12 protein-coding genes are annotated in these 11751 nt (G+C 38.4%); 8 read left to right on the top strand and 4 right to left on the bottom strand.

What is annotated here, in order from left to right:
* The first annotated feature begins 74 nt into the window (after positions 1–74).
* The 5 genes from CQA58_RS03795 to CQA58_RS03815 all read left to right on the top strand — a co-directional run bounded on the left by CQA58_RS03795 (position 75) and on the right by CQA58_RS03815 (position 4859).
* Positions 75–554: a hypothetical protein gene (locus CQA58_RS03795; protein ID WP_115569398.1), complete on the top strand. Its 480-nt coding sequence runs from the start codon at positions 75–77 to the stop codon at positions 552–554.
* Complete coding sequence (gene tlyA / locus CQA58_RS03800) at positions 551–1267, top strand: 23S rRNA (cytidine-2'-O)-methyltransferase TlyA (RefSeq protein ID WP_115569399.1); 717 nt, start codon at positions 551–553, stop codon at positions 1265–1267. The genes CQA58_RS03795 and tlyA overlap by 4 nt, the downstream gene beginning before the upstream one ends.
* Positions 1227–2060, top strand: coding sequence for a bifunctional riboflavin kinase/FAD synthetase (locus tag CQA58_RS03805; RefSeq protein WP_115569400.1), 834 nt, complete (start codon positions 1227–1229; stop codon positions 2058–2060). The genes tlyA and CQA58_RS03805 overlap by 41 nt, the downstream gene beginning before the upstream one ends.
* Before the next feature lie 77 nt (positions 2061–2137).
* Positions 2138–3595 carry a Na+/H+ antiporter NhaA gene (gene nhaA / locus CQA58_RS03810; protein ID WP_115569401.1) on the top strand — a complete coding sequence of 486 codons (1458 nt, stop codon included), beginning with the start codon at positions 2138–2140 and terminating at the stop codon, positions 3593–3595.
* Positions 3596–3689: 94 nt separating this feature from the next.
* Positions 3690–4859, top strand: coding sequence for an NADH:flavin oxidoreductase (locus tag CQA58_RS03815; protein WP_115569402.1), 1170 nt, complete (start codon positions 3690–3692; stop codon positions 4857–4859).
* On the opposite strand, the gene folE is transcribed toward CQA58_RS03815, so the two are convergent.
* Positions 4856–5404, bottom strand: coding sequence for a GTP cyclohydrolase I FolE (gene folE / locus CQA58_RS03820; RefSeq protein ID WP_115569403.1), 549 nt, complete (start codon positions 5402–5404; stop codon positions 4856–4858). The genes CQA58_RS03815 and folE overlap by 4 nt on opposite strands.
* Positions 5397–6512 (bottom strand): tRNA pseudouridine(13) synthase TruD, encoded by a 1116-nt coding sequence (gene truD / locus CQA58_RS03825; RefSeq protein WP_115569404.1) that lies wholly within the window; start codon positions 6510–6512, stop codon positions 5397–5399. The genes folE and truD overlap by 8 nt, the downstream gene beginning before the upstream one ends.
* 121 nt (positions 6513–6633) lie before the next feature.
* On the opposite strand from truD, the gene CQA58_RS03830 reads away from it, so the two are divergent.
* Positions 6634–7266: a superoxide dismutase gene (locus CQA58_RS03830; RefSeq protein ID WP_115569405.1), complete on the top strand. Its 633-nt coding sequence runs from the start codon at positions 6634–6636 to the stop codon at positions 7264–7266.
* Positions 7267–7393: 127 nt separating this feature from the next.
* Positions 7394–8152: an ADP-ribosyltransferase gene (locus CQA58_RS03835; RefSeq protein WP_170126735.1), complete on the top strand. Its 759-nt coding sequence runs from the start codon at positions 7394–7396 to the stop codon at positions 8150–8152.
* A gap of 38 nt (positions 8153–8190) precedes the next feature.
* Here the strand turns inward: CQA58_RS03835 and CQA58_RS03840 are convergent, their stop codons facing one another.
* Together CQA58_RS03840 and CQA58_RS03845 are read right to left on the bottom strand one after the other, a co-directional pair.
* Entirely contained in the window at positions 8191–9516 is a 1326-nt protein-coding gene (locus tag CQA58_RS03840) for a hypothetical protein (protein WP_115569407.1), read from the bottom strand.
* A 159-nt stretch (positions 9517–9675) separates the two neighbouring features.
* On the bottom strand, positions 9676–10638 hold the full coding sequence (locus CQA58_RS03845; protein ID WP_115569408.1) for a hypothetical protein: 963 nt from the start codon (positions 10636–10638) through the stop codon (positions 9676–9678).
* 367 nt (positions 10639–11005) lie between these two features.
* On the opposite strand from CQA58_RS03845, the gene CQA58_RS03850 reads away from it, so the two are divergent.
* A complete protein-coding gene (locus tag CQA58_RS03850; RefSeq protein WP_115569409.1) occupies positions 11006–11746 on the top strand; it encodes a DUF3800 domain-containing protein in 741 nt (246 codons plus the stop codon).
* The last annotated feature ends 5 nt before the right edge of the window (positions 11747–11751 follow it).

The following is an 11751-nucleotide window of genomic DNA, read 5'->3' on the forward strand; positions in this document are numbered from 1 at the left end:
ACAAACTTAAGGGTTTGGGGGTGTGTTAAAATTACAAAAATGACAAAATCCTAGACAAAAAGAAAGCAAAAGAAATGTTGAGAATTTTATATTGTGTGATAGCTATTGTGTTTTGTGCGTGTAGTAATCTTAGCAGTGAGCGTTTTTCAAAAGATTTTTATGAAGAGAGGAGAATGCAACTCACTCGAAAAGTCGAGCTTATAGACAAAGGCAAAACCCAGCTTGTCGTATTTTGCACCTATGTTAGTCAGCTTGATTCTGTGAAATATCCTGAAGGGGAGTATTTTTTCATCGAAGTAGCATTTGAGAATGAAAAACTCAAAATGAGCGATTTGCAATTCACTCTTTTAGATGAGAAGCCCATAGAAATTACCACCATTCCTCACAATGACAAAGAGTTTTTTCAGCACACTCATTGGAATCAAGGCTATCTTTTACGTTTTGACTCTGTGCCTCGCACCGAATATGCGATTTTAAGCTTAGTGTTGAAAGTCAAGGGTTATTCTGAAATTTTAAAATTCAACTATGGATTTAAGGTAGAAAATATCTTATGAGGCTTGATCTTTATCTATCTCAAAACGCTTTGGCTCAAAGTCGCCAAAAAGCCCAAGAGCTTATCAAATCAGGCAATGTGCTTGTCAATGAAAAAGTATGTACCAAAAGCTCTTATGAAGTGCAAGAGAATGATAGTATCCAAGTTATCAAAGAAAGCTCTCAGTGGGTTTCAAGAGCAGGGGATAAGCTAGAGGGATTTCTCCCCTCTCTTTCTTTGGAGCTTAGAGATAAAAGAGTGCTAGATATTGGCTCAAGCACAGGGGGGTTTAGTGAGGTTTTGCTCTCCTTTGGAGTAGGGGAGATTGTGTGTGTAGATGTGGGGGATAATCAACTCCACCCCAAACTCAGAAATCACCCTAAAATTACTTTTTTTGAAAATACAGATATTAGAGAGTTTGAGAGCGAGGGATTTGAGCTTATCGTTTGTGATGTGAGTTTTATCTCTTTAAGATTGATTGTCTCTAAAATCTATGAGTTAGCTAGAGGAGATGTTATCTTACTTTTCAAACCTCAATTTGAAGTAGGCAGGAGTGCCAAACGCAATAAAAAGGGGGTGATTATGGATACACAAGAGGTGCAAAAAGCACTCCAAGACTTCCTAGAGCTATTGGCAAATATGGGCTTTGTGGTATGCAAATGGGAGAAAAGTATCTTAAAAGGAAAGAGTGGAAATGAAGAGTTTTTTATCCATATCCAAAAACAACACCATTAGCTCAATCTGTATTGGCAAGTTTGATGGGGTGCATTTGGCTCATCAAAGCATTTTTGCCTCAATGCCCAAAGAGGATTCTTTGGTTTTGTTGATTTTGAGGGAAAAAGAGCGATTTGCCCTCACGCCAAACCCTCAAGAGCTTATCTCTTTGCCTGTGTATTTTTTGGAGCTTGAGAAGATTAAAGATATGGGGGATAAGGAGTTTGCAGACTTTCTTTTGCACTTTTTGCCCCACCTCAAAAGCATTGTGGTGGGGTATGATTTTTTGTTTGGCAAAAATCGCTCTTATACTCCTAGAGATTTAAAGAAGTTTTTTGAAGTGATTATCGTGCCTGAAGTGAGCTTGGAGGGGGAGGCTATCCACACTCAAAACATTATTGAATATCTTAAAAATGGCAAGATAGAGAGAGCAAATGCAATGCTAGGCAGAGCTTATGCAATCAGTGGAGAAGTGATAAAAGGGCAGGGGATAGGAGCTAAAGAGCTAGTCCCTACCCTCAATCTTGTCAGTAAAGGCTATATTTTGCCTCAAAGTGGAGTGTATGCGACAATAAGTGAGATTGAGGGGGTGAGGTATAAAAGCGTGAGTTTTTTAGGACATCGCTTCAGCACCGATGGGGAATTTGCAATAGAATCACATCTCCTAGACACCCACCTCTCCCAATCCCCTAAAAATCTCAAAATCTACTTTTATCAAAAGATTAGAGAAAATCAAAAATTTGCTTCATTGTTTGAATTAAGAGAGCAAATCAATCAAGACATACTCCAAGCTCAAAAAATCCTAGATTCTTAACTCATTTAGGATTTGATTATCTTTATCATTTAGAATTTTATCCATACAAAAATCACAAGAAAAAATCAAGGTTTATTATGGAAAAATTTTTGAAACCTGTCTTGCACGATTGGAGGGCAAAAAATAGCTTTTATCTCAAAGAAAGGCTACAAAATGGGCTATATCGCTTCATAGGACACGAGTCTTTTAGTGGAATTTTACTCTTTGTTTGTGTGATTGTGGCAATGATACTTGCCAATCTTCCTAGCACTGCAAATCATTATTTTTCTTTGTGGGAAAGCAAAATCACACTTTCATTCAATAATTTTCATCAAGAAGTTACATTGATACATTTGATTAATGATTTTTTAATGTCTTTTTTCTTCTTAATGGTGGGATTGGAGATGAAGCGAGAGGTATTGTATGGGGATTTGATGGGCTTTAGGAAAATGAGTTTTTCTATGTTTGGGGCATTGGGCGGGATTGTCGTGCCTATTGCAATATATCTGTTTTTCAATCGTGGATTAGAGGGGAGTGGTGGGTTTGGAATCGCAATGAGCACAGATACAGCATTTGCTTTAGGGGTGATTTTTTTACTTGGCAAACGAATCCCCTCAGTGCTAAAAATCTTTCTTGTAACCCTTGCAGTAACAGATGATTTGGGGGCTGTGGTGATTATCACCATTTTTTATACAGAGTGCATTGATCTTGTTTGGCTCTCCCTTGCAGGGGCAAGTATAGTAGGGTTAATCTATCTTAATTTTAGAGATACTAAATATATCTTTCTCTATCTAGTTTTGGGGGCATTTTTGTGGTATTCCACGCTCAAAAGTGGTATTCACCCCACAATCGCAGCAGTCTTACTTGCCTTTTGTATCCCAGGGAAGACAAAGATCAATAAAGTATATTTTGAAAAAATGCTCAAAGAATGGGGTAAGCTAGATTTTGAAGAGATTTCTAAGATGAAAATCCCTGAGAGAGGAGAGGGGTTTTGGGATTCAAGCAAGAGAGCGATTTGCAAATTCTTTGGTTCAAATCAAACTCAAGAGTTAGATATCCACAAAATTAGCCATTATGTGCATATCCTAGATAGCATTGGCAAATACTCTTATTATGCCAAAAACCCACTTTTGGGCTTAGAGTTTGCACTTCAGCCCATTTGTGCGTATTTTATCGTGCCACTCTTTGCTTTTGCCAATGGTGGGGTTAGGATTACTGAGGGGTTAAATCTCTTTTATGAGCCGATGATGTGGGGAATTGTGTTTGGATTGGTTGTAGGGAAACCGATTGGAATCTTGCTTTTTACCTACCTAAGTGAAAGACTTAATATCTCTATCAAGCCCAAAGGCTTAAGCTATAAGCATATCCTCTCAATTGGGTTTTTAGCAGGGATTGGCTTTACGATGTCGATGTTTGTAGCGACTTTGGCTTATGAGGATACACGCCTAGTAGATTTAGCTAAACTCTCGGTGCTATTTAGCTCACTTATTGCTACAATTTTGGGAATCACAGCATTATTTTTCAGCACAAAATCTAAACAAAATACAAAAGAATAGTTATAAAATATATTTTTTTACTCCTAGCACTTGACAAATACTAGGGGGGGGGGGGATATAATATCTTTTTAAGTCTATTTCTAAAGGAAAAACTATGGAACTCTTTTCGCCTAGCAAAATTGCAAGTATTACTTTCAAAAATCATATCTTAAGAGCTGCCACAGCAGAGAATATGGGAGATGAGAGAGGGAGACCTACTCCTGAATTGTTCAAAAAATACGAAGCCCTAGCCAAAGGAGAGGTGGGAGGAATCATCACAGGGAATATCGCTATCAGCCAAAATGCTAAGCCACTTTTGGAAAAGGGCATTCTTGTCCTTGATGAAGACAATGTCCCCTCTCTTGCCAAGCTTACTGAACATATCCACTCTTTTGGCACTCCAATCATCGCTCAACTTGTCCATACAGGAGGGCAAAGCGAGAGAGAAAATGCTATTGCCCCCTCCCAAGTCTCAGACTATAAAGCAAGAGAGATGAGTGAGGAGGAGATAAGAGAGGTTATCAATGATTTTTCTCAAGCGATTTTGAGAGCCAAAAAGGCAGGATTTGATGGGGTGGAGCTTCATTGTGCTCACGGATTTTTGCTCTCTGAATTTTTCTCTCCAAGGACGAATAAGAGGGTGGATCAATGGGGAGGAAGCATACAAAATCGCACACGAATTGCCCTAGAGATTATCAGTGAGGCTAGAGAGCTTGTAGGAGATTTCCTAATCCTTGCCAAAATCAATGGGTTTGAAACGCTTAAGGGTGGGATTGATATCCAAGAGGGGGTAGAGATTGCCAAAAAGCTAGAGGAATATGGGGTTGATGCCATAGAGGTTTCAAATGGTATGATTAAGGCAGGAATGGCAAGTATTCGTGGAAATGTCCCCTCTGAAATGCTTCTTGCACTTGATCCAAAATTTGCTAAGATTCCAAAGTTTCTCAAACCCCTTGTAGCAAAGGCTGTGAAATTTTTCATCCCTCAGCCCAAACCCACTCAAAACTACAATCTCCCTAGCACCAAAGCAATCAAATCTGCACTTCAAATCCCTATCATTGCTGTGGGTGGAATCACAAAGCTAGAAGATATGCAAAAAATCATACAAGACAAAGACGCTGATTTTCTCTCCCTCTCTCGCCCTCTTATCATTGAGCCAAGTTTTGTGAAAAAACTTCAAGAGGGAAGAAGCAAAGAATCTAAATGCATTCAGTGCAATTTCTGTCTTATAGGCTCTTTATATGGACCTTTGAAGTGCCATTATGGGAAAGTCCCCAAGATTTAGCACTTTTTGATATGCTCCAAAAACTCAGCCCTTGTTTTAGAGCTTTCTTTGAATATCCCTCTGACTGCACTTGTTAGCAGGGTGGAAGATTTTTTCTCCACCCCACGCATTGCCATACATAAATGAGTCGCCTCACACACTAGCATCGCTCCTTTGGGGGATAGCTCACGCATTAGGGTTTCAATGATTTCAAAGGTAAGATTCTCTTGAGTTTGAAGTCGCCTTGCATACATTTCAATGAGTTTGGCAAAGTCGCTAATCCCCGCGATTTTCTCTTGTGGGATATAGCCGATAGTAATTGAGCCAAAAAAAGGCAGTAGATGATGCTCACACATTGAGTAAAATTCGACATTTTTTATCACTATCATCTCATTGTAGGGAATCTCACAAAAGGTTGTATGAAACACCTCTTTTGCCTCTTTGTGATACCCACTCAAAAGCTCTCCCAAAGACTGCTCTAGGCGTTGGGGGGTGTTTTTTAGTCCCTCTCGATGAGGGTTTTCCCCCACGCTTTTGCAAAGTTTCTCAAAAAAATCTCTATACATCATCTCCTCCTTGAATTTCTCTATTGGCTAGAGTTTCTAGCAAAATCGTGGCATAAGAGCCTTTGGGGAGGAAAAAATTTAGCTCTAGTTGAGCTTTTTCCTCAATATAGCGATAGTCTAGCTCTTGGGGGAATACCCAAGCAAAACGATGCGAGCCAATCTCTTTGATAGAGTGATCCAAAAACTCCTCTTGATAGGAGAGGGCATCAAGGAGAGGGAGCGTGGTTTTTTTGCCACTTAGCACACCACAGGGGACAATGTCTTTGGCAAAAAATCTTTGAGCTTCTTCTTTTATATCGCTTAATGCAAAGAGTTTGCCATAAGGGTAGTGGTGCATCAGCTCTCCCTCAAGGAGCTTGAAAGGGTGGGGTTGAGAGAGTAGGGAATGGGTGGATTGGATAGGGGGAAGAGATTGCAACTCTAGGGCTTTGGCTAACTCTTTGGGAGAGAATTCTTGGATCAAAAGGCTTGTTTGCACTCTTTGAGAGAGCCAAAGGTTGAAGAGATGACTTTGATAGCTTGAGATAAGAAAGGTGGAGAGTTTTTTATCTCGTATTTTCTTCTTCCCCTCAATAATTGCCTTGCCCTCAAGATAGTTATCCCCAAACTTGCCAAACCTTTGGAATCCAAAGTAATTGGGCATACCAAAATCTGAAATTTTTTGCAATACGCTTTTGATTTTCTCCAAATCGCTCTTTTGCACTTTTTTTATTCGGATAAAAAACTTATTGCCCTTGAGGTGGCCGACTCTAAGTTTATTGGCGTGAGGAGTGGTGGAGAGGATTTTGATATTTTTTTGCTCCAAAGTGCTTTGGGATTGACTAAGTGCGTGTTCAAATCGTTTGGGGAGAGTGAGGGCTTGAGTGGTAAGGGCGTTTTTGTCTTTCAATCCTGCATAGCCAATCTCTTTGCTACTTACCCCCAAAGTAGAGCTTAGGATTTTTATGAGTTCAGGGGTGGAGAGAGATTTTTTCCTCACCACTATATAGAGGTGTTCCCCCTCGCCACTTGGCTCATAAAGTGGCACTTCTTGCACCACAAAATCTCTAGGAGTTTGAGTGAAGTGAAAATGGATAGGTGAGTGAGAGTAGGGGGAAAGTCTAAGCATTGCAATATCCTCAATTTGGCAAATTCAAAGCAAATTATATCAGAGTGAGAAGTTATTATTTTTTTGTAGTTTATAATACCCACTTCCTATCACAAGGAAAATCAAAAATAAAGGAATAAAAATGTTTCAACTAAGAAAATTACCTTTTGAAAAAGAGGCACTCTCAGAGCTTATTAGCGATAAGACTTTTGAATACCACTATGGCAAACATCATCAAACCTATGTCAATAATCTCAACAATCTCATCAAAGACAATGAGTTTGAGAATATGCACTTGCTAGATATTATCTTGAAATCTTCAGGTGGTGTATTTAACAATTCAGCTCAAGTTTTCAATCACGATTTTTATTGGGATAGTATCGCTCCTAAGAGAAGCGTAATGAGTGAGGAGCTTAAGAGTGCGATTGTGGAGAGTTTTGGAAGTGTAGAGAAATTCCAAGAAGAGCTAATCTCCAAAGCGACAACGCTTTTTGGTTCTGGGTGGTGTTGGCTTGTGCTTGATGAAAAAAGTCAAAAGCTAGAAATCACTCAAACAAGTAATGCCCAAGTGCCAATGACTGAGGGCAAAATCCCACTAGTAACCATAGATGTATGGGAACACGCATACTACATTGACTACAAAAACGCTCGTCCAAGCTATCTAGGAAAGTTTTGGGAGTTTATCAACTGGGATTTTGCTTCCAAAATGTTCTCAATGGCAAAAGCCAAAGGAATGGGAGCAACTAGAGAGTACATCTCAAGTTTGCATTCTTAATCCACTAGGGGAGAAATCCCCTTTTTGCTTCTTCTATCTTTCCTCTCAAATTTTTTTAAATTTAGAAAAATAAAACTTTACAGATATATACTTGACTTGTTATTTTTGTATATAAAAGGAGGAGATGATGAGGGCGATTCTGCTTGTATTTTTATTGCTTACAAATGTTTTGTATTGTGGTGGTGATGACTATGTAGATGAGGGGTATCGTGAGTTTTTGACTGAAAAAGAAGCATTGGAGTGGGGGAATAGTTGGCTTAGGGGTTCTATCTTTAGTGATGATGAGAAAGAGGTGATTTTAAAATACTCCAAAACCTCATGGACTTTTAATGAAAAATTAAGAGGGGGAGAAAAGTTTGAAAATCTTCCTCAAGAGGAACAGGAGCTGATCAAAAGACTTGATAAGGCTGTGGGTAAATTTCCACTCTTTGAGAAATTATATCTTTTTCGGTATGTAAATCTTGATGTACTGGCAAGTATGTATGGTTGGGGGGCATTAGGGGGGACATATGAGGAATATGAAGAATCCGATTCGTTGGGAATCAAACACAAGAAAATAAAATTTAATAAAAAAATAAAAGACTTACTCAAAGATATTAAAAAGCGAAGATATATTGATCCAGGATTTATGTCAACGACAATGGTAAAAGATGCTGTTTTTGGTGGGCGTCCCATTGAGCTAAAAATCAAAATACCAGTCTATACAACAGGATTATTTATCGCAAGAGATGGATATACTTTTTTTATCAAAGAATGCGAAATTCTTTTTCCAAGAAATAGGACGCTATTTTTTGAAGGGTATAGTTTGAGTGAAGATGGAAGTAGATTGACACTCTATGCCAAAATGAAAGGTCCTTGGTGGTATGTCAAAGATGACAAGAAGTAAGATATTTGAAGAGGGGAGAAACCTCCCCCCAAGAGGAATCAGAATCGATAAGCAATCTCTGCATTAACCCCACTTGTATCAGGACTTCCAACATATTCAATAGATATTCCAAAATCTCTCATTGGCATAAATTGAGCTCCAGCTAGAAAATTTACAGGAAATTTATCAAGTTCGACAGAATATCCCTGCACCAATCCACCTGTAGAGGCACTCAAATCCTTGCCTTTTGTAGAACCAAAAAGCTCAATTCTTTGTACTCCCACATGCATTGTAAAGATTCCCTCATAGGTATAGCCCACTCTTGGAGCAATATACATCAGAGGTTTTTGAACAAAGCCTTTAACATTATTTTGCCAATCATCAAGCTGGACATATCCACCAGAAAGCATACAGGAGGCAAAAAATCCTTTGTAACCGATAGCAAGATTTGTCCCACCCATAACGACATAGCCATTAAGAATATTTTTGATTGATCCGACATTAAAACTCACAGAACTGATTGTCGTATTGCTAACAAGACTGCTAAGTCGCCCATCAAGAAGTTCTGAGAGAACAAGGGGATTATCTAGAGGAATTGTTGCTGTTCCAACATTGGTTTCTTGCTCCATTCTGATATATGCCGCTGTTACAAAAAGATTCATAAAGGGAAAAAGATAAATATCAAACTTGCCACCTACAGCTCCTGTTACAGCTCGAATTGTGCCATCAGAAAGCTCCCATTCTTTCTCTCCTGTTCCAAAAGCATTGTTGAGTGTTGTTGCCAAATCAGAAAAGAAGGCTTCACGATTGTCTGTCGCAGTACATAGTCCACTTTCTGTCTTACACCCATTGCCAGCAGTAATCAACCCTGCCGTTGTAACGGTTTGTCCTAGAATTTTTGTTTGATAGCCAAATAGACTTCCATCATTTAAGAAAGTTTGAATTGTGGGGACTGATGATGTTGCACTTTGAATTTTTGTAAGAGCATCATTAACCCCACTGCTTACTGAGCTTCCTAAATTTGCTCCCATTTGTCCTTTAAATTTCTTTACTCTATAAGTTTCAACGGTATAACTTCCAATGACAGAAAATCCAATCGGATTAGGGAGTGTCCCTGGCTCAATATGAAGCAGTGTTTGAAGCATAGGGAGATAGTAGGCGGTTTTGGGGATAGAGGTCTTGATGGGATAATTACTTGTGGGGACCGGCACGGTTTCCCTAGGGACTTGAAGTTCTAATTCTTTTTCTTTGATTTTTTCAATCAAAGTTTTTTTCTTGCCATTGCTCTCTAGTGTGGCATCAGCAAGAGTTTGAGAAGATACTAGATTGCTTTGAGCCAAAGCAAAAGAGCCAAAAAAAAGTAAGGGTAAAAGCGACTTTTTCATCCAATCTCCTAGGTTTTTGTCAAAAACTTGGCATTATAGCAGGTTAGTAGGATGATAAGTAAATTTTAGTGCATAAGAATCCTAAGTGAGATTTTGCAATAATTTAAAAACAATACAAAAATAGAAACTAAAAAACTAACTTTTTACATATTTTCTCCTTTAAAATCGATAAGCAATCTCTGCGTTTAGTCCCTTGACATCAGGGCTGAAGACATATTCAAATGAGATTCCCAAATCCCTCATAGGATTGAAGTTTGTGCCGATGAGGAAATTGACAGGGAATTTTTCGATTTCTACTGAAAATCCATCAACAAGCCCACCTGTGATCTGACTTAGGTCATTGCCTGAGGTTGAGCCAAAGAGCTCCACTCTTTGCACCCCAAAGTGTGCTGTCATTACTCCCCCAAGAGAGTATCCCACCCTAGGAGCAATATACATAAAAGGTTTTTTGACAAAGCCTTTAATATCGTTTGCTAAATCATCAAGTTTGACATATCCTCCTGCAATCATACAAGAGAGGAAAAAGCCTTTGTATCCGATGGCAAGGTTTGTCCCACCCATTACAGCCCATCCATCAAGATTGTTTTCTAGCACATCAACATCAAAGCTCATCGTGCTTTTATTTCCAAGTGGTTTTTTAAGAGGAATTGTTGCTATTCCAACATTGGTGCTTTGTTGCATATTAAGATATGTTCCTGCTGCAAAAAGTTGCATAAAGGGAAATATCCAAGTGTCAAGTTTGACTCCTACTGCTCCTGTTTTTGTATTGACAGTTCCCTCAGAGAGTTGCCATTCTTTTGTCTCTCCTGCTCCAGCCATTGAATTTATGATTGAGTTACCAAATGAGAGAAGACAAACACCCTGCAATATTCCTTTAAGTTCGCTAGGAATCATTTTATTATCTAAATTAGCACATAGATTTTGCCCTAGATTTGCACTTAGAGTTCCATTGAATTTTTTGATACGATAATTCTCCTCTGTATAGCTCCCAATGATAGAGACTCCGATAGGATTGGGCAAACTTCCTGCTTCAATATGGAGCAGGGTTTGGAGCATAGGGAGGTATTCAGTGGTTTTGGGGATAGGGGTTTTGATAGGATAGTTGATGGCTTCTACCGGCACGGTTTCTCTAGGGACTTGAAGTTCTAGCTCTTTTTCTTTGATTTTGTCAATTAGAGTTTTTTTGGGTGGTTGTTGAAGTGAAGTTTCTGTGAGATTTTGGGTATCTTGAAGAGGATTAAGCTCTTGGGCAAGTAGGGAAGAAAGGGCTATACCCCCCCCCCCAATAGGGCTAGAAGTGTTTTGTTCATAAGTATTATTTCCTTAAAAGTCTAAAATCAAAAACTTAGATTATATCATACTTTAGGCAAGATTTTTCTCCAAAATCACTTCCCTAAACCCTCCAAAATACAACTCCCTTGCCCTCTCATAGCAAAACATTCTTAGAGATGAGGAAAAATATGTAAAATGTCTAGAAAAAAGGCAAAATATGAATTTTTTTGGTTTTATGGATGAAACAGGGGTGCTAAGCAATGATACAAAACAGCCTTATTTTGCTCTTGGTTTGTTGAGATTGTATGATACAAGTGAATTACTTCAAAAAATTATGGCAATCAAAGCAAAGCATAAGGGGATTATCACCTCTCAATCCAAGCAGGATTTTATGATTGATGAGCTTAAATTTAGCTCACTCTCTACAAATAAATTTTTGCCTCTTTACAAAGAAGTTATTGAAGTATGCCTGTCTTATGAGAATTTTTATTTTTCAGCCTTTGTGATTCAAAAAGACAAGGTGAGGAGTAGGGGGACAATTTGGGATACACAACTACAACTTGCAAAGGCACATATCAATCAGCATTGCAAAAATCACCATAAGATTTCTATCATTGCAGATTATCTCAACAAACCCAAAGAGGGATTAGTTTTTGAAAATGAGATGAGAAAATTAAAGCAAGTTTTTAACGCCTGTATGCTTGAGTCTAATACTTCCATTTTTATTCAGCTTGTTGATCTTTTTGTAGGTGCTATTGTTTATCGATATAGAAATCCACAACAAACATCAAAGCGACTCAATAGAGCACCCAAAATGCAATTAGTTAGTTTTATAGAAGAAAAACTTGAGGAGAAGACAGATATTTTAAGCAAGGAGCATTCAAATTTTTCAGGAACGCTAAGGGATAATTTTGCGATTTTTGGAGAGAAGTTTTATTTTAGTGTTTATGAGAAATAGAATGG

Origin of the sequence: Helicobacter brantae, assembly GCF_003364205.1 — a bacterium.
Lineage (GTDB): Bacteria > Campylobacterota > Campylobacteria > Campylobacterales > Helicobacteraceae > Helicobacter_G > Helicobacter_G brantae.

Excerpts from the sequence above, each read along its gene's own strand:
- CQA58_RS03840 (WP_115569407.1), bottom strand. The coding sequence starts at position 9,516 with ATGAAAAAGTCGCTTTTACCCTTACTTTTTTTTGGCTCTTTTGCTTTG.
- tlyA (WP_115569399.1), top strand. The coding sequence starts at position 551 with ATGAGGCTTGATCTTTATCTATCTCAAAACGCTTTGGCTCAAAGTCGC.
- CQA58_RS03795 (WP_115569398.1), top strand. The coding sequence starts at position 75 with ATGTTGAGAATTTTATATTGTGTGATAGCTATTGTGTTTTGTGCGTGT.
- folE (WP_115569403.1), bottom strand. The coding sequence starts at position 5,404 with ATGTATAGAGATTTTTTTGAGAAACTTTGCAAAAGCGTGGGGGAAAAC.
- CQA58_RS03805 (WP_115569400.1), top strand. The coding sequence starts at position 1,227 with ATGAAGAGTTTTTTATCCATATCCAAAAACAACACCATTAGCTCAATC.
- CQA58_RS03835 (WP_170126735.1), top strand. The coding sequence starts at position 7,394 with ATGAGGGCGATTCTGCTTGTATTTTTATTGCTTACAAATGTTTTGTAT.
- truD (WP_115569404.1), bottom strand. The coding sequence starts at position 6,512 with ATGCTTAGACTTTCCCCCTACTCTCACTCACCTATCCATTTTCACTTC.
- nhaA (WP_115569401.1), top strand. The coding sequence starts at position 2,138 with ATGGAAAAATTTTTGAAACCTGTCTTGCACGATTGGAGGGCAAAAAAT.
- CQA58_RS03850 (WP_115569409.1), top strand. The coding sequence starts at position 11,006 with ATGAATTTTTTTGGTTTTATGGATGAAACAGGGGTGCTAAGCAATGAT.
- CQA58_RS03815 (WP_115569402.1), top strand. The coding sequence starts at position 3,690 with ATGGAACTCTTTTCGCCTAGCAAAATTGCAAGTATTACTTTCAAAAAT.
- CQA58_RS03830 (WP_115569405.1), top strand. The coding sequence starts at position 6,634 with ATGTTTCAACTAAGAAAATTACCTTTTGAAAAAGAGGCACTCTCAGAG.